The organism is Mycolicibacterium komossense (assembly GCF_025822605.1).
Lineage (GTDB): Bacteria > Actinomycetota > Actinomycetes > Mycobacteriales > Mycobacteriaceae > Mycobacterium > Mycobacterium komossense.
On the sequence record NZ_JACKTY010000029.1, the window covers coordinates 243,488 to 259,685 of the forward strand.

Annotated in this window: 15 protein-coding genes; 10 read left to right on the forward strand and 5 right to left on the reverse strand. The window is 64.4% G+C overall.

Features of this window, described 5'->3' with window-relative positions:
* Positions 1 to 30: 30 nt before the first annotated feature.
* The 3 genes from H7J73_RS14610 to H7J73_RS14620 are packed head-to-tail and all read right to left on the reverse strand — an operon-like array spanning position 31 to position 2,866.
* Entirely contained in the window at positions 31 to 1,128 is a 1,098-nt protein-coding gene (locus H7J73_RS14610; protein ID WP_264068171.1) for an adenosine deaminase, read from the reverse strand.
* On the reverse strand, positions 1,125 to 2,441 hold the full coding sequence (locus H7J73_RS14615; RefSeq protein WP_264068172.1) for a thymidine phosphorylase: 1,317 nt from the start codon (positions 2,439 to 2,441) through the stop codon (positions 1,125 to 1,127). The genes H7J73_RS14610 and H7J73_RS14615 overlap by 4 nt, the downstream gene beginning before the upstream one ends.
* Positions 2,442 to 2,452: 11 nt before the next feature.
* Positions 2,453 to 2,866, reverse strand: a complete 414-nt coding sequence (locus H7J73_RS14620) for a cytidine deaminase (RefSeq protein WP_264068173.1) — start codon at positions 2,864 to 2,866, stop codon at positions 2,453 to 2,455.
* A 263-nt stretch (positions 2,867 to 3,129) separates the two neighbouring features.
* Between H7J73_RS14620 and sdhC the strand changes: the two genes are divergently transcribed.
* From sdhC to H7J73_RS14640, 4 genes are read left to right on the forward strand one after another with little or no spacing between them, the layout of a single operon-like run.
* A complete protein-coding gene (sdhC, locus tag H7J73_RS14625) occupies positions 3,130 to 3,543 on the forward strand; it encodes a succinate dehydrogenase, cytochrome b556 subunit (RefSeq protein ID WP_264068174.1) in 414 nt (137 codons plus the stop codon).
* Positions 3,540 to 4,007: a succinate dehydrogenase hydrophobic membrane anchor subunit gene (locus H7J73_RS14630; RefSeq protein WP_264068175.1), complete on the forward strand. Its 468-nt coding sequence runs from the start codon at positions 3,540 to 3,542 to the stop codon at positions 4,005 to 4,007. The genes sdhC and H7J73_RS14630 overlap by 4 nt, the downstream gene beginning before the upstream one ends.
* Positions 4,008 to 4,036: 29 nt before the next feature.
* Entirely contained in the window at positions 4,037 to 5,791 is a 1,755-nt protein-coding gene (sdhA, locus tag H7J73_RS14635; RefSeq protein WP_264068526.1) for a succinate dehydrogenase flavoprotein subunit, read from the forward strand.
* A gap of 2 nt (positions 5,792 to 5,793) precedes the next feature.
* Positions 5,794 to 6,576: a succinate dehydrogenase iron-sulfur subunit gene (locus tag H7J73_RS14640; protein ID WP_264068176.1), complete on the forward strand. Its 783-nt coding sequence runs from the start codon at positions 5,794 to 5,796 to the stop codon at positions 6,574 to 6,576.
* Between the two features lie 357 nt (positions 6,577 to 6,933).
* Here the strand turns inward: H7J73_RS14640 and H7J73_RS14645 are convergent, their stop codons facing one another.
* On the reverse strand, positions 6,934 to 7,515 hold the full coding sequence (locus H7J73_RS14645) for a caspase family protein (RefSeq protein WP_264068177.1): 582 nt from the start codon (positions 7,513 to 7,515) through the stop codon (positions 6,934 to 6,936).
* 488 nt (positions 7,516 to 8,003) lie between these two features.
* On the opposite strand from H7J73_RS14645, the gene H7J73_RS14650 reads away from it, so the two are divergent.
* The 4 genes from H7J73_RS14650 to H7J73_RS14665 all read left to right on the forward strand — a co-directional run bounded on the left by H7J73_RS14650 (position 8,004) and on the right by H7J73_RS14665 (position 12,708).
* The gene (locus H7J73_RS14650) at positions 8,004 to 8,276 is read left to right on the forward strand and encodes a putative endonuclease domain-containing protein (protein WP_264068178.1); all 273 of its coding nucleotides are present in this window, start codon (positions 8,004 to 8,006) and stop codon (positions 8,274 to 8,276) included.
* A gap of 215 nt (positions 8,277 to 8,491) precedes the next feature.
* Positions 8,492 to 10,210: an APC family permease gene (locus tag H7J73_RS14655; protein WP_264068179.1), complete on the forward strand. Its 1,719-nt coding sequence runs from the start codon at positions 8,492 to 8,494 to the stop codon at positions 10,208 to 10,210.
* Between the two features lie 94 nt (positions 10,211 to 10,304).
* Complete coding sequence (locus H7J73_RS14660) at positions 10,305 to 11,813, forward strand: APC family permease (RefSeq protein WP_264068180.1); 1,509 nt, start codon at positions 10,305 to 10,307, stop codon at positions 11,811 to 11,813.
* Positions 11,814 to 11,847: 34 nt separating this feature from the next.
* The gene (locus H7J73_RS14665; RefSeq protein ID WP_264068181.1) at positions 11,848 to 12,708 is read left to right on the forward strand and encodes a universal stress protein; all 861 of its coding nucleotides are present in this window, start codon (positions 11,848 to 11,850) and stop codon (positions 12,706 to 12,708) included.
* 3 nt (positions 12,709 to 12,711) lie between these two features.
* Here the strand turns inward: H7J73_RS14665 and H7J73_RS14670 are convergent, their stop codons facing one another.
* Positions 12,712 to 13,833: a polyprenyl synthetase family protein gene (locus H7J73_RS14670; RefSeq protein ID WP_264068182.1), complete on the reverse strand. Its 1,122-nt coding sequence runs from the start codon at positions 13,831 to 13,833 to the stop codon at positions 12,712 to 12,714.
* Between the two features lie 220 nt (positions 13,834 to 14,053).
* On the opposite strand from H7J73_RS14670, the gene H7J73_RS14675 reads away from it, so the two are divergent.
* Both H7J73_RS14675 and H7J73_RS14680 read left to right on the forward strand, forming a co-directional pair.
* A complete protein-coding gene (locus H7J73_RS14675; RefSeq protein WP_264068183.1) occupies positions 14,054 to 15,505 on the forward strand; it encodes an APC family permease in 1,452 nt (483 codons plus the stop codon).
* Positions 15,506 to 15,507: 2 nt separating this feature from the next.
* Positions 15,508 to 16,197 (forward strand): SDR family NAD(P)-dependent oxidoreductase, encoded by a 690-nt coding sequence (locus H7J73_RS14680; protein WP_264068528.1) that lies wholly within the window; start codon positions 15,508 to 15,510, stop codon positions 16,195 to 16,197.
* Position 16,198: the final 1 nt, after the last annotated feature.

Here is a 16,198-nt window from a genome sequence, read left to right on the forward strand (position 1 = left end):
CAGCGGTCGGCAGCACGCCGAAATCACAACTCAGCCGATCAGGACGGCGTACCGCGGTTTGATCACCTCGTCGATGATCGCCAGCCGTTCCGTGAACGGCAGGAACGCCGATTTCATCGCGTTGATGGTGAACCGCTCCAGATCGCTCCAGCCGTAGCCGAACGCCTCGACCAGCCGCAGCATCTCCTGGCTCATGGTGGTGTCGCTCATCAACCGGTTGTCGGTGTTGACGGTGACCCGGAACCGCAACCGGGCCAGCAGGTCGAAGGGGTGCTCGGCGATGCTGGCGACGGCGCCCGTCTGGACATTCGAGCTCGGGCAGAGCTCGAACGGAATCCGCTTGTCGCGCAGGATCGACGCGAGCCGGCCCAGTCGGGCCGCACCGTCCGCGTCGACTGTGATGTCATCGACGATGCGGACGCCGTGCCCGAGCCGGTCGGCACCACAGAACGCGATCGCCTCGTGGATGGACGGCAACCCGAACGCCTCGCCGGCGTGAATCGTGAAGCGGGCGTTGTTGTTCCGCATGTATTCGAACGCGTCGAGGTGACGGGTCGGGGGGTACCCGGCCTCTGCGCCCGCGATATCGAAGCCGACGACGCCCTTGTCCCGGAACCGGATGGCCAGCTCGGCGATCTCCCGTGAGCGGGCCGCATGCCGCATGGCAGTGACCAGGCAGCGCACGGTGATCGTCCGGCCCTCTGCGGCGGCGGCCTTTTCACCGTCGGCGAAGCCGGCCAGAACCGCATCGACGACCGCGTCCAGCGACAGGCCCTGGTCGATGTGCAGCTCGGGCGCGAACCGCACCTCTCCGTAGACGACGGAGTCGGCGGCCAGGTCCTCGACACATTCGAAGGCCACCCGGTGCAACGCCTCCGGTGTCTGCATGACCGCGACGGTATGCGCGAACGGCTCCAAATAGCGGACCAGCGATCCGCTGTGCGCGGCCGTGCGGAACCATGTCGCCAGCTCGTCGACGTCGGTGGCGGGCAGATCGTCGTAGCCGATCTGCGCGGCGATGTCGAGGACGGTCGACGGCCGCAGACCGCCGTCGAGATGGTCGTGCAGCAGGGCCTTCGGAGCCTGCCGGATCAGTTCTATCCCCAACGGTTCGGCGTACTTGCTCATCGCTGCTCCAATCCCGTGCCTATCCGGTCGATGATCAACGGGCGCGCCGCCGGGGAGGTGTCACCCACGCTCCAGGCGCCGTCCAGTTCGGCCATCGCTGGTCCGATTCTTGCCGGGTTATCGGTATAGAGGGTGAACAATGCCTCACCGGAGGCCACCGGCTCACCGGGACGACGGTGTATTCGCAGCCCGGCGCCGTGCTGGACCCGCTCGCCGGAGCTCGCGCGACCGGCCCCGAGCCGCCACACCGCGTGCCCCACCGCCAATGCGTCGATATCGCCCATTGTGCCGCCCGTCGGTGCAATCACCGTCTCGGAATGGGCACCGATCGGCAACGGCTGATCGAGATCACCACCCTGGGCCGCGACGAGTGCGCGGAAGCTGTCCATGGCGGTGCCGTCGCGCAGAGTCTGCGCCGGGTCTTTCCCATCGAGACCGGCCAGGTCCACCATCTCGCGAGCCAACGCGACCGTCAGCTCCACCACGTCGGCCGGACCCCCGCCGGCCAGCACCTCGAGTGACTCGGCGACTTCTACGGCGTTACCCACGGTGCGCCCCAACGGGCAGGCCATATCGGTCAACAGCGCCCGCGTCGGGACTCCGTGTGCCGCGCCGAGCCCAACCATCGTGCGCGCCAGGTCCCATGCCTCGGCCTCACTCTTGAGGAACGCCCCGGAGCCGACCTTGACGTCGAGCACCAGCGCATCGGCGCCTTCGGCTAGCTTCTTGCTCATGATCGAGCTCGCGATCAGCGGCAGCGACTCCGTCGTCGCGGTGATATCACGCAGTGCGTAGATCTTGCGGTCGGCGGGTGCCAGCTGCCCGGCGGCGAAAATGGCGGCGCCGACCTCGCAGAGTTGTTGGCGTATCTGGTCTTTCGAGATCTCCGCGGTGAAGCCGGAAACGGATTCCAGTTTGTCCAGCGTGCCCCCGGTATGCCCGAGGCCACGCCCGGCCGCCTGCGGAATCGCCCCTCCGCACGCTGCGACCACCGGAATCAGCGGGATGGTGATCTTGTCCCCCACCCCACCGGTGGAGTGTTTGTCGACCAGCGCCAGCGGTCGGCCGGATCGCCGGAGATCGCTGAAGTCCATCTTCTCCCCCGAGGCGATCATCGCCGCTGTCCATCTGGCGATCTCGCCACGATCCATGCCACGCAGGAAGATCGCCATCAGCAGCGCCGCCATCTGCTCGTCGCCGACGCCGCCGCGGGTGTACTCGTCGATCACCCAGTCGATCGCCTCGTCCGACAACCGGCCGCCGTCGCGTTTGGTCCGGATGACCGTCGGAGCATCGAATGTGAACTGCGTCACGACAATTCCCCCTAGCTCGGTAGACCGCCATAGCGGGCGATGTCGTCAGGACCGAAGGCATCGGGCAACAGTTCGGCGAGCCGCTTCGGTCCGGACGGGTGGTCGATCAGCATGCCAGAACCGCCGTGCTCCAGCAGTACCTGACGACACCGCCCGCAGGGCATCAGCAGGGTGCCGTCGCCGTCCACGCACACCAGTGCGAGCAGCCTTCCGCCGCCGCCGGAATGTAGGTCGCAGACCACAGAACACTCCGCACAGAGACCCAGGCCATATGAGACATTCTCCACATTGCAGCCGACTACCACCCGGCCGTCGTCCACCAGGGCCGCCGCGCCAACGGGAAAGCGCGAATACGGCGCGTACGCCCGCCCGGCGACCTCAATCGCTTTGTCCCGCAGTACTTTCCACTCGATTTGCGTGTGCATTTACCGGTCACCAAGCCATTTCTGAATGCATTCCGAAAGCCTTACCTACTCGCCGGTACATCATTAAGGTCACCCTAACTTCCGCGCTGCGACAGCGCATTTAGCCGATATGGCAGTTCGTTCGGTGCTGCAAATGGGATTAGAGTCCACCCGACGGTTCACGGATGCACTTTTTCCCGACAAGATGGTGATATCGAGACACCGCCACGCCGGCGTTTGATCAGTGTGAACACCGGCGTCCACCGATGGCGTTGGAGGCGCTGATGAGTACAGCGGCAGCAGAGCCGACTCAACAGGAGAGGCCGCGCAGGCGCACCCTGTATCGGGGCGATCCAGGGATGTGGTCATGGGTATTGCACCGCATCACCGGCGCCACGATCTTCTTCTTTCTTTTTGTCCACGTATTGGATACGGCATTGGTACGGGTCAGCCCCGAGGCCTACAACCAAGTCATCGACACCTATAAGACGCCGATCGTCGGCCTGATGGAGATCGGCCTGGTGGCCGCGGTCCTGTTCCACGCCCTCAACGGCATCCGCGTCATCCTGATCGATTTCTGGTCCGAAGGCCCGCGGCATCAAAAGAAGATGCTGCTCGGCATCGCCATCGTCTGGTTGCTGGTGATGGTGCCCGCCCTGGTCGTCCTCGGTATCCACATGGCGGAGAGGTTCCTATGACCGCCCCCGATAGTCAGCTGGGTCGCGGCGACATCGCCCCGATCTTGGAACGCAGCCACGACCGGCCCGCCGGCTTGGACAATCCGCGGGCCCCGCGACGGGCCAAGGGTATGCCCAACTTCGAGAAGTACGCGTGGTTGTTCATGCGCTTCTCCGGGATCGTGCTCGTCTTCCTTGCGCTGGGCCATCTCTTCGTCATGCTGATGTGGCAGAACGGCGTCTACCGGATCGACTTCAACTATGTCGCGCAGCGCTGGGCGTCACCGTTCTGGCAGACCTGGGACCTGCTGCTGTTATGGCTGGCGCAGCTGCACGGCGGCAACGGTATGCGCACGATCATCGCCGACTACACCCGCAAGGACTCGACGCGGTTCTGGCTGAACACACTGCTCGCGTTGTCGATGGTGTTCACCCTCGTGCTGGGCACCTACGTGCTGCTGACCTTCGACGCAAACATCTCGTGATCTGAGATCTGAAGGACGAAATGAGCTCAATAATTCAGGAACACCGCTACGACGTCGTCATCATCGGCGCGGGCGGCGCTGGTATGCGCGCAGCCGTGGAAGCCGGCCCCCGGGCCCGCACCGCGGTGCTGACCAAGTTGTATCCCACTCGTAGCCACACCGGCGCCGCTCAGGGCGGCATGTGCGCCGCGCTGGCCAACGTCGAGGACGACAACTGGGAGTGGCACACCTTCGACACCGTCAAGGGTGGCGACTACCTGGCCGACCAGGATGCCGTCGAGATCATGGCCAAAGAGGCCATCGACGCGGTGCTGGACCTGGAGAAGATGGGGATGCCGTTCAACCGCACCCCCGAGGGCCGCATCGACCAGCGCCGGTTCGGCGGCCACACCCGTGATCACGGCAAGGCCCCGGTCCGACGTGCGTGTTACGCCGCTGACCGCACCGGCCACATGATCCTGCAGACCCTGTACCAAAACTGCGTCAAGCACGACGTCGAGTTCTTCAATGAGTTCTACGCCCTGGACATCGCTCTCACCGAGACCCCCGGCGGCCCGGTCGCGACCGGAGTCATCGCCTACGAGTTGGCCACCGGCGACATCCATATCTTCCACGCCAAGTCCATTGTGTTCGCCACCGGCGGCTCGGGCCGGATGTACAAGACCACCTCCAACGCCCACACCCTGACCGGCGACGGGCTGGGCATCGTGTTCCGCAAGGGACTTCCCTTGGAGGACATGGAGTTTCACCAGTTCCACCCGACCGGCCTGGCCGGCCTGGGCATCCTGATCTCCGAAGCCGTCCGCGGCGAGGGCGGCCGGTTGCTCAACGGTGAGGGTGAACGCTTCATGGAGCGTTACGCGCCGACCATCGTCGACCTCGCCCCGCGCGACATCGTCGCCCGGTCGATGGTGCTGGAGGTGCTCGAAGGCCGCGGCGCCGGGCCGAACAAGGATTACGTCTACATCGACGTGCGGCATCTCGGGGCCGATGTCCTCGAAGCCAAGTTGCCCGACATCACCGAATTCGCCCGCACCTACCTCGGTGTGGACCCGGTCACCGAACTCGTGCCGGTCTACCCCACCTGCCACTACGTGATGGGCGGCATCCCCACCACCATCAACGGGCAGGTACTGCGCGACAACACCAACATCGTGCCCGGGCTGTACGCCGCCGGCGAATGCGCGTGCGTCTCGGTGCACGGCGCCAACCGGCTCGGCACCAACTCGCTGCTGGACATCAACGTGTTCGGCCGTCGCGCCGGTATCGCCGCTGCGGCGTATGCGAATTCGCACGATCATGTCGAGCTGCCGCCGGAACCGGCATCCATGGTGGTCGGCTGGGTGGGTGACATCCTCTCCGAGCACGGTAACGAGCGCGTCGCCGATATCCGCAGCACTCTGCAGCAGTCGATGGACAACAACGCCGCGGTGTTCCGCACCGAGGAGACCCTCAAGCAGGCGCTCACCGATATCCATGCCCTCAAAGAGCGGTACGCGCGAATCACCGTCCACGACAAGGGAAAGCGCTTCAACAGCGATCTACTGGAAGCCATCGAACTTGGGTTCCTGCTCGAGCTGGCCGAAGTGACCGTGGTCGGTGCGCTCAATCGCAAGGAGTCCCGCGGCGGCCATGCTCGCGAGGACTACCCCAACCGCGACGACACCAACTACATGCGCCACACCATGGCCTTCAAGCAGGGCAGCGACCTGCTTTCTGACATCAGGCTGGACTACAAGCCCGTCGTCCAGACCCGGTACGCGCCGATGGAACGGAAGTACTAGCGATGAGTGCACCTGTCCTCGATAAGGCTGGACCAGGCGATCTGCCCCTGCCCCCCGTGCCCGAAGGCGCGACGATGGTGACGCTGAAGGTCGCCCGCTTCAATCCCGACGATCCCGACGCCGCAGGGTGGCAGAGCTTCCGGGTGCCGTGCCTGCCGACGGACCGGCTGCTGAACCTGCTGCTGTACGTAAAGGGCTACCTCGACGGCACTCTCACGTTCCGTCGGTCCTGTGCGCACGGTGTCTGCGGCTCGGATGCGATGCGGATCAACGGCGTCAACCGGCTGGCCTGCAAGGTGCTGATGCGCGACATGCTGCCGAAGAACAACAAGCCGTTGACGATCACCATCGAGCCGATCCGCGGCCTGCCCGTGGAGAAGGACCTCGTGGTGAACATGGAGCCGTTCTTCGACGCCTACCGCGCGGTGAAGCCGTACCTGATCACCAGCGGCAATCCGCCGACGAAAGAGCGGATCCAGAGCCAGACCGACCGGGCCCGCTACGACGACACCACCAAGTGCATTCTGTGCGCGTGCTGCACGACGAGCTGCCCGGTGTTCTGGAGCGAGGGTTCGTATTTCGGGCCCGCGGCGATCGTCAATGCGCACCGGTTCATCTTCGACAGCCGCGACGAGGCTGCCGCCGAACGCCTCGACATCCTCAACGAGGTCGACGGTGTGTGGCGCTGCCGGACGACGTTCAACTGCACCGAGGCCTGCCCCCGCGGTATCGAGGTCACCAAAGCGATCCAAGAGGTCAAGCGCGCGTTGATGTTTGCGCGGTAGCTCTTCCCGCGAGCGCTCACTCTTGTACGGTTTTGCGCTGATTTTGTGTACAAGGATGAGCTTTGGTGGCCGTCCACAGGGCTGACTGGTGCGCATCTGACGTTTCTCCGACGCTCACGACGTGCCTCCTGCGCTGTGTGCCGTGTTCGCCGCTCAGGGCGGGGTGGCGACGTCACCCCAGATCCTGGGATACCTGAGCCGTCGCGCGATGCAGCGACACCTACGCACCGGGCAGCTGGCTAAGGTCTGGCCGGGCATCTACAGTCTCGGCGCTGCGGACCGTGCCACCCGGCTTCGCGGGCTGGACCTGCGCTGCGGACAACCCGTCGCCGTGTGCCTCGGCACCGCGGCCGCCACCTACGGCTTCGACTCCGAGAATGTCGCTGCCCTGCACGTGCTCAACCCCCCGAGGCTCGTGAAAACACCGGAACCGCCCCCGGGTGTTTCCATCGCATACTGAGCCGCGGTCGAGGCTGTGAGAATGGTAACGCCGTCGGAGATCTCGGCGACACGCTCGTTGAGTGCATTGGTTCCTGCCGCGCCGCCGTGGCAGCTGTCCAGAATGATCACCTTGTTCTTGGCTCTCGACGAATTCGCCAGGGACATCACCTCGGCCAGGGGAAAGCCATCGTCTCCTGACTGGCAGTCGCTCGCACATAGGTAGCCGCCCGTGTCTTCGATGTAGCCGTGCCCGGCAAAGTAGAAAAGGGCGATATCAGCGTCATCCGCGAAGAGTTCGCGGACCGACTCCTTGAGTTTCTGCCGTGTGACCGGCGCTCCAGGGCCGCTCCCGGTGAGCAGGTGCGGAGTGGGGAAGTTCAAGGTGCCATCGGCGTTGCGCTCCAGCGTGTTCTTCACCGCGTGAGCATCGTTGACGGCCCCGCTGAGGTGGCCTATGTGGTCGTAGTAGTCGATCCCAACGATCAGTGCCTTCCGCATGACGGTCTACAGGGAGTCGATGAAGTTGGTGATGTTGTCGTCGCTCCACGTATACGTAGTTACTCCCGACAGGGTGGTGCGGTCGTCTTTGTAGGCCCAGATGCCACGAATTGGCTTGCCCTCATCTTTGGCGCAGTCGATCTCCCATTATCGATGAACTCGAACGGCGCACGGGGGTGCAGCGACTCTCCTTTCAGGAAATCTCGTTGCCGCTCGTCCTCGATCGCGAAAGCGATGAAAATGACCTTGGTGTCTGCCACGGTGCTCCTCGTTGAGTGTGACCGTCCCCGGCCGCGATGGCCCCGAACCCTTCGATAAGAACCTACCGGGGACCACCGACAACCAGACTCTGTCGATCTCGCAATTGGCGGCCCGCGTTGGCGACGCCATCACCGGGTCGGGCCAAACCAAAACCTACTGGCCGGGCCATCGGATCGTTCCCCCTCGCATCGACGACATAGGCATTCGACACCTTTTGATATCTCGCATTGCCAGCACTGCCGGAGCCGCTACTGCAGCATGAAGTCATCGACCACGACGGCCGGCTGTGGCGACTCGACTTCGCCTGGCTGGACAAGATGGTGGCCGTCGAATATGACGGATTCGATTGGCATAGTTCACCTGATCATCTTCGTCGGGATCGGCAGAAGCGGGCAGCGCTGCAGGAGCTCGGCTGGCAGACCGTCTACGTGGTGTCTGACGATGCCCGCCGACAGCACGTGGAAATGGTCCGCCGGATAGCTCGACTGCTCTCCGCCTGAGCGATCACCCTTGTACGGTTTCGGGCCGGCTTTTTGTACGACAGTGAGCGCTCGCGGGGAACACTCTCCGCCGAGCCCACCACTGCCAAATGGCAGCTATACAACGAAATCCATTGCTGTGGGGTGGCTGTGAAGACTGATTTAGTTGATAACGCGCAAAAACTCCACTCAAACCGTATTCTGCCAACGCTAGGACCAGGCGTGAAGGAGAGTCGATGACCACAGGCGAGACCACCCTCAACCCGGGCACCCCCGGCGGCGGGGGAAGTGTTGACAGCAAGGGCCTTAAAGGTGGGTCGCTGGGACTGCTTTCCAGCGTGGTTGTCGGCATGGCGTCGACCGCACCGGCCTACAGCCTGGCCGCCGTACTCGGGCTCATCGTGGCCAGCGGTGCGGGCGTCAAGGCAGCCTCGATCGTGCTGCTGGCCTTCGTGCCCATCTACCTGATCGCCGTCGCCTACCAGGAACTCAACAAGGCCGAACCCGACTGCGGCACGACGTTCACCTGGGCCTCGCGCGCGTTCGGTCCGTTGGTGGGCTGGATGGGCGGCTGGGGCATCATCGCCGCCGACGTGATCGTGATGGCAAACCTCGCGCAGATCGCCGGCGCGTACTCCTTCACCTTCGTCGGCGACCTCGGCTGGCATTCGGCAGCCGACCTGGCCAGCAGCACCCTGTGGTCGACGGTCGCCGGTGTCATCTGGATCATCGTGATGACTTACATCTGCTACCGCGGCATCGAGGTATCCGCCCGACTCCAGTACTTCCTGCTCGGCTTCGAGGTCATCATCCTGGTGGTCATCTCGATCTACGCGCTGGTCAAGGTCTATACGAGCAACGCGTTGCCGGAATCGATACATCCGTCGATCACGTGGTTCTGGCCGGCCGGTCTGGACTTCACCACCGTGATCTGCCCGGCAATCCTCATCGCCATCTTCATCTACTGGGGCTGGGACACCGCCGTGGCGTGTAACGAAGAATCCGATGACCCCGGCACCACCCCGGGTAAGGCCGCCGTGCTGTCGACCTTCCTGCTGCTGGCCACCTACGCCATCGTGACGGTCGCGGCTGTGGCATTCGCCGGAGTTGGCGAAACCGATGCGGGACTGGGCAATCCAGCCAACGCCGCCGATGTCTTCGCGGCTATCGGGCCTGCGCTGTTCGGCAACAGCTTCATCGGCCACATCGGCCTGCTCGCCCTCTCGGCCACCATTTTGACCTCGGCATCGGCGTCGACGCAGACCACGATCCTGCCGACGGCGCGGACCACCCTGTCCATGGGGGTCTACCAGGCGCTGCCCTCGTCGTTCGCGAACATCCACCGCAAGTACCTAACGCCCACCACCTCGACGATCGTGATGGGAGCGGTGTCGATCTTCTTCTACGTGTTGTTCACGTTGATCAGCAGCAGCCTGCTGCTGGCACTGATCGGCTCGGTCGGTCTGATGATCGCGTTCTACTACGGCCTCACCGGCTTTGCCTGCGTCTGGTACTACCGCAAAACGTTCACCTCGTCGGCCCGCAACTTCCTGATGCGCTGCGTGGTGCCGCTGCTCGGCGGGATCATGTTGACAGTGGTCTTCGTCTACGGACTGATCCAGTACGCAAAGGTCGACAACCTGGTCGACGACAACGGCAACAACGTGACCATCTTCGGATTCGGTGCGGTGGCCGTAGTCGGCATCGGCGCGCTCGTCCTCGGAGTCGTCCTGATGTTCGTCTACTGGGCGATGGAACCGGACTTCTTCCGCGGCAAGACACTGCCGCGGCGCTCGGACCTCCTGCTGGAGCCGGCGACGGCTTCGGTCGCGCATTTCGGCCTGCCCGACTCGGGCCAGATGCCTACCGTCATCTCCCCCACGTTGTCGAACCTTCCTGCCGGGGAGACCGCGGTTGATCCCCGCACCGGCAAGGAGTTCAGCAAAGACCGCTGACGGCGTGGCCCGTCTTGCGGCTGTAACCGGCCGGAAACTGAAATCTCGCAGGATCTACCCAGATTCGACCTTGTGAATCCGTATATTCCTGCCCATGACAATCACGGAACCGTCGGCACCCACCGTCGGCGGTAAGGGGCTACAGGCTGGGGCGCTCGGTCTCGTCGGCAACATCGTCATCGGCCTTGCCGCCGTCGCGCCCGCCTACAGCCTGGCCGCCACGCTCGGCTACGTGGTGCTCAATGTCGGCGAGAAAGCCCCAGCGATGTTCGTGCTGGCATTCATCCCGATGCTGCTCGTCGCGTTCGCCTACAAGGAGCTGTCCCAGGACACCCCGGACTGCGGCACCACCTTCACCTGGGGCACAAAGGCATTCGGCCCATGGATCGGCTGGATCGGCGGGTGGGGTCTGGCCGTGTCGGCCATCATCGTGCTGGCCAACGTCGCCGAAGTCGCCGCGATCTACCTGTTCAAGTTCCTCGGACAAGACCAACTCGCCGACTCGCTGTGGGCCAAGGTCGCCTTGGGTTCGTTCTTCATCATCGCGATGACGGTGGTCAGCGCCCGCGGCGTGGTGGTCTCCGAACGTATCCAGAACGTCCTGATCGCCATCCAATTCGGCATGTTGATCATCGTCAGCATCATCGCGCTGGTCCGCGTGTTCGCCGGCAACGCCGGCGCCCAGGCCGTCATGCCGAAACTGTCGTGGCTATGGCCCTCCGGTCTGGACATGTCGTCGATCGCCGCGGCGATCATCCTGTGCATCTTCATCTACTGGGGCTGGGACGCCTGCCTGGCTGTCGGCGAGGAAACCAAGAACCCCGGCAAGACGCCCGGTATCGCCGCCGTCATCACCACCTTGATCCTAGTGTGCACTTACGTTCTGGTGGCGTATGCCGTGCAGTCGTTTGCCGGATTCGGTTATGTCGGTATCGGTTTGAACAACGCCAACAACACCGACGATGTACTCACCGTGCTCGGGAAGCCAGTCGCGGGCAGCCTGGTGGCCTCACTGCTGTTGCTCACGGTGTCGGTCTCGGCCCTGTCCTCGACGCAGACCACCATCCTGCCGACCGCCCGCGGCACGCTGTCGATGGCCGTCTACGAGGCCCTGCCCAAGCGGTTCGCCAGCGTGCACCCGAAGTACATGACACCGGCCTTCGGCACCATGGTGATGGGCTTCTCGGCGTTGGGCTTCTACCTGCTGCTGACCTTCCTGTCCGAGAATGCACTGGCCGACTCGGTGGCCTCGCTGGGCCTGGCGGTCGCCTTCTACTACGGCATCACCGCGTTCGCGTGTGTCTGGTACTTCCGCCGCACGCTGTTCAGTTCCATTCGAAACCTGTTCTTCCGCGGCATCTTTCCCCTCCTCGGCGGATTGGCGATGACGTGGGCGTTCATCCAGAGCGCCGTGGACATGATCAAACCGGACTACGGCTACACCGCCTTCGGGCCGATCGGCGGGGTGTTCGTGCTCGGCGTCGGGATGCTGGTGCTGGGGATCCCACTGATGCTGGCCTGTTTCGCCTTCGGCACCAAGCGCTTTTTCCGTGGCGAAACCCTCACTGCCTCAACTGAAGTCAAGGTCCCCGACACGTTCTAAGGCCATCCGACTCTAAGAAAGCGCAGGCTCAGCAATGCATCTGACTGTCGGCTACCTGGCAACCCCCACCGGCGACGACGGCATCGCCCTGGCCATCGTTCTGGCCCGCACTTTCGATGCCGAGGTCGACATCGTACTGACCGTGCGCGAGGAACTGCCCGACGGGCATCCCGGCCGGGCGCAGTACCAGGACTTCCTCCTCGAGCGCGGCGTCGAGTGGATCGCCAAAGCGGCGAAGGCATTCGACAACGCCGGCATCCGCGCGCGGTCGACGGTGACGATGGGTGAGTCGTTCGCCGAGACGCTGTTGTCGTTCGCCGCCGATCATCACTCCGATTTGCTCGTGGTCGGCGGTGCCCGCGACGGCTTCTTCGGCGGTCATGTCATCGGGCCCGTCGCCGGTGCACTGCTGCACACATCGCCGATTCCGGTGGCACTGGCACCACGCGGCTACGCAGAGGATCCGCCCACAAAAATCACCACGGTGACCGCGGCCATCCCCACCAGAGCCGCCGACGACAACCCGCTACCGTTCGCTGTCAACCTGGCCCACACCGCAGCGCTGGCGATCCGGCTGGTCTCCCTGGTATCGGCGGAGAGCCTCGTCGATGCCGAGAACGTCACCGAGTTGCGCGCGCAGCAGATCGCCGCGGCCCGGGAAAATCTCGCTGTCGCCGCTGGCGCCGCGCCCGACGCACCTGATATCGAGTCGCTGGTCGCCGAAGGGCTGACTTTGGAGTCGGCGCTGAAAAAGCTGACCTGGGGTGACGCTGACCTGCTGATCGTCGGGTCCAGCCGGTTTGCCGCCCCGAGGCGAATCTTCCTAGGCTCCACGGCATCCCGGATCCTGGCAGGCACTGATGCGCCGGTGATCGTCATCCCGCGCGCCGACTGATCGTCACGGCTCACGTTCGACGACGAGCGACACGGGCAGAAATGACAAGTCGGTGCACTCCGTCATCAGAGAGGTCAATGCCGACTTCACCACCGACCCATCCACCCCCGCCCCGACGGGCAGCTCACGAAGCGCCGCCGCCGCGGTGACCGCGAGTGCGGTGATCCGGCCGATGATGGCCCGCACTGCGCCACTGTCGACGAAAATGGCACGCACAGCCTCGATCTCGTCGTCGTCCGCATCATCTCGGCCGACGACATCGGTCAGTGCGCTCCGGCCGGCAGCCGAGGCCAGTCGCAGCGCGGTGCCGAGCAGTTCGGTCGGTTTACCCGCTCGGATATCGTCTCCGCCGCGCTTACCGCTGGTCACCGGGTTGCCGAACAGATCCGCCAGGTCGTCTCGCAACTGGAAGGCGTGGCCGATCGCACGCGCGAACCCCGCGAGCGCAGCCGCGGTATCCGGTCCCGCCCCGCTCAGCTCCAGGCCGATCTGCATCGGGCGCTCCACCGTGTAGCCGCTGGTCTTGTACTGCAGTATCTTCTCAGCCGCCGACATCGCCAGATCGCCGGCGGCCTGCGCGCGCAGCTCCAGTAGCTGACCGGAGACCACCTCGATACGCATGACGCGGAAGGTATCGACAGCCTGTCGCCGGCGACCCGGATCGAGATCCGCGACGGCCGCATCGAACAGGTCGTGCGCCGACCCCCACATCAGATCACCGATCAGCAAGGCGGCATGATCGCCGTACCCCCGAGCCGAGCCCGCCCACCCGTTGGTCCGGTGTTGCCCGGCGAGCACAGTCCGCACCGACGGTTGTCCCCTCCGAAGTTCGGAATCGTCGATGATGTCGTCGTGCACGAGGATCGCGGCGTGGAGCAACTCCAGGGCCGCCCCGACGTCGACGACACGGGCGGTCTGTTCGTCGTGGCGCACCACCGTTCGCCACGCCCAGTACGCGAACCTCGGCCGTAGCCGCTTTCCGCCCACCGTTGCCGCGGAAAGACATAGCTCCGCGAACGGCGCCAGCCCGGGGTCGATTGCGCGCAGTCGCTCGGTTGCTGCGGTGACCGATGTTCGCAGCGTCGTGTTCACCGCCGCCAGGAAGGCGTCCTCATGGTCGTCCATCGGAGCTGAGATCCTTTGTTTGTTGCTGTGTACGCGCCAACGCGGGAGTGTAAAGGGACCGTTCACCCCGTTGCCTTTGGGCCGCGACATCGTTGTAGTGATCTACAGTCCGCCGTCCGCTTCGCTGTGTCCCACCCCTGTATTCATCCGGTGACGCTGCCGGTCTGCATCCCCGTCCGCATACTCGGTTCCGCGGGGGTTGCGAGAGAAAGGCGAATTAGTGTCCAGTGGTAGAACACATTCGGCGCCAACAGAGTTGAAACGAGAGTTCTCTCTGTGGTCGGCGTTCGCGTTCGCATTCGCATTCATATCCCCCATCGTGGCGATGTACGGCATCTACGGCCTTGCGCTGTCGACCGCCGGCCCCGGATTCTGGTGGACGTTCGTGGTCGTGGGTATCGGCCAAGTGCTGGTAGCGCTGGCATTCGCCGAATTCGTGTCGCGCTGGCCGCTGGAGGGCTCGATCTACCAGTGGACAAAGAAGCTCGCAGGCGAGGTGGCTGGTTGGTTCGCCGGGTGGGTCTACATGTGGGCACTGGTCATCATCATGGCCACCGTCGCCTACGCCGGAGCCGGATTCCTGGCCCAGTTCGTCGGTATTTCTGCTCCTACTGCGCTGCAGCAGAGCGGGATCGCGCTGGGGATCCTGCTGGCCGGCTCAGTGGTCAACCTCCTCGGTCGCAAATTCCTCAAGGCCGTGATGGCGTGCAGCATCATCGCCGAGGTCATCGGTTCGCTCGGCCTCGGTACCTATCTGCTGATCTTCCATCGCAACAACGGGTTCGGCGCAATCATGCATGGCTCCGACCTCGCCAGCGGTTGGTCGTGGGCCTACGCGTCGGGTCCGTTCCTGATGGCGTTGGCGTTCACCGCATGGTCGATCCTCGGTTTCGAGAGCGCAGGTGCCATCGCCGAAGAGGTCAAGGACCCGCAACGCAACGTTCCCAAAGCGATGCTCTATTCCGTCGGCTTCATCGCTGCCGTGGTCGCCTACGCATCACTGGCGGTCACGCTGGCCGTACCGGACTTCGACGTCATCACCTCCGGTGAAGTCGCCGATCCCGTCTACTACGTTCTGGAAAGCGCGCTCGGCAGCGCGGCCGTCAAGCCGATCCTGTTCCTTTTCGTCGTCGGCTTTCTCGCGAGTTTCCTGGCACTGCAGGCATCGGGCTCACGCGTCATCTGGTCCTATGCGCGTGACCGCGCGCTGCCCGGTTCGAAAATACTGGTCCGCCTGTCCAAAACCGAGGCTCAGCCGGTCCCGGCGATCCTGGTGACCGCCGTTATCGGGGCGTTTGTCTATCTGATCTCCACCACGGATGTGTATTCGGTGCTGGTCACCTTCACCGCGGGCGGCTACTATCTGGCCTTTCTGTTCCCTCTGGTCACCGGGCTGATCGCGCGACTGAGGGGCCAGTGGGTGCCCGGACCGTGGAATCTCGGCAAGTTGAGCACGCCGGTGGCCGTCCTTGCGGTGCTGTGGGCGAGCTTCGCGTTCATCAACATCATCTGGCCGAGGCACATTTCGGATTCCTGGTACATCAACTGGGCCTTCTTCGTGGCGATGGGTGTGATCATGGCGCTCGGCACGGCGATCCGGCTGTCCGGCAAGGGAACTCCGCTTACCGACCGGCCGGTCGGCGAGGCAGATTCCATCAAGGAGTCGGTGTGAGTATGCCCGTCGCCGTCGTCACCGGGGCGGGTAGCGGAATAGGCGCCGCGATCGCCGCCCTGCTCAAGCAGCGAGGTTGGGCCGTCGCATCGATATCCCGGGAACCGGCTCCGCAGACCGACCTGTGGCTGACGATCGATGTCGCCGACGAGTCGGCGGTCACCGAGGCGGTAACACGAATCTTGGACACCTACGGTCGAATCGACGCCGCGGTGATCTGCGCAGGCCATTACGAGGAAACGCCGGCACTCGATATCGACCAGCAGTCGTGGGAACGCATGCTGCGGGTACACGTCGGTGGTTTCGCCCACGTGTGCCGGGCTGTCCTGCCCGGTATGCGCGACCGCCGGGCCGGACGGATCGTCGGGATCGCCTCCGAACGCGCCATCGGCGGCGGCAGCAACGACGCGCACTATGCGTCGGCCAAGGCGGCGGCGCTGAGCTTGATGCGCAGTGTGGCAGTCGAAGTCGCCCCCGACGGCGTCCTGGTCAACGCTGTCGCGCCGGGCCCCTGCGATACCCCCCTGCTACCACCTGACTCCTGGGAACGGGCCGAGGAGTTCGTCCACGCCCTGCCGGCCGGGCGCATCGCGTCGACCGGCGAGGTCGCCGAACTGGTCCGGGCACTACTCGAGGAGGACCTGTTCGTCTGCGGCGAAGTGCTGTCCGTCAACAGTGGAACGGTGATCTGAA

Coding starts and splice junctions, on each gene's coding strand:
- H7J73_RS14610 (WP_264068171.1), bottom strand. CDS start 1,128: ATGAGCAAGTACGCCGAACCGTTGGGGATAGAACTGATCCGGCAGGCT.
- H7J73_RS14620 (WP_264068173.1), bottom strand. CDS start 2,866: ATGCACACGCAAATCGAGTGGAAAGTACTGCGGGACAAAGCGATTGAG.
- sdhC (WP_264068174.1), top strand. CDS start 3,130: ATGAGTACAGCGGCAGCAGAGCCGACTCAACAGGAGAGGCCGCGCAGG.
- H7J73_RS14630 (WP_264068175.1), top strand. CDS start 3,540: ATGACCGCCCCCGATAGTCAGCTGGGTCGCGGCGACATCGCCCCGATC.
- H7J73_RS14640 (WP_264068176.1), top strand. CDS start 5,794: ATGAGTGCACCTGTCCTCGATAAGGCTGGACCAGGCGATCTGCCCCTG.
- H7J73_RS14645 (WP_264068177.1), bottom strand. CDS start 7,515: ATGCGGAAGGCACTGATCGTTGGGATCGACTACTACGACCACATAGGC.
- H7J73_RS14655 (WP_264068179.1), top strand. CDS start 8,492: ATGACCACAGGCGAGACCACCCTCAACCCGGGCACCCCCGGCGGCGGG.
- H7J73_RS14660 (WP_264068180.1), top strand. CDS start 10,305: ATGACAATCACGGAACCGTCGGCACCCACCGTCGGCGGTAAGGGGCTA.
- H7J73_RS14665 (WP_264068181.1), top strand. CDS start 11,848: ATGCATCTGACTGTCGGCTACCTGGCAACCCCCACCGGCGACGACGGC.
- H7J73_RS14670 (WP_264068182.1), bottom strand. CDS start 13,833: ATGGACGACCATGAGGACGCCTTCCTGGCGGCGGTGAACACGACGCTG.
- H7J73_RS14680 (WP_264068528.1), top strand. CDS start 15,508: ATGCCCGTCGCCGTCGTCACCGGGGCGGGTAGCGGAATAGGCGCCGCG.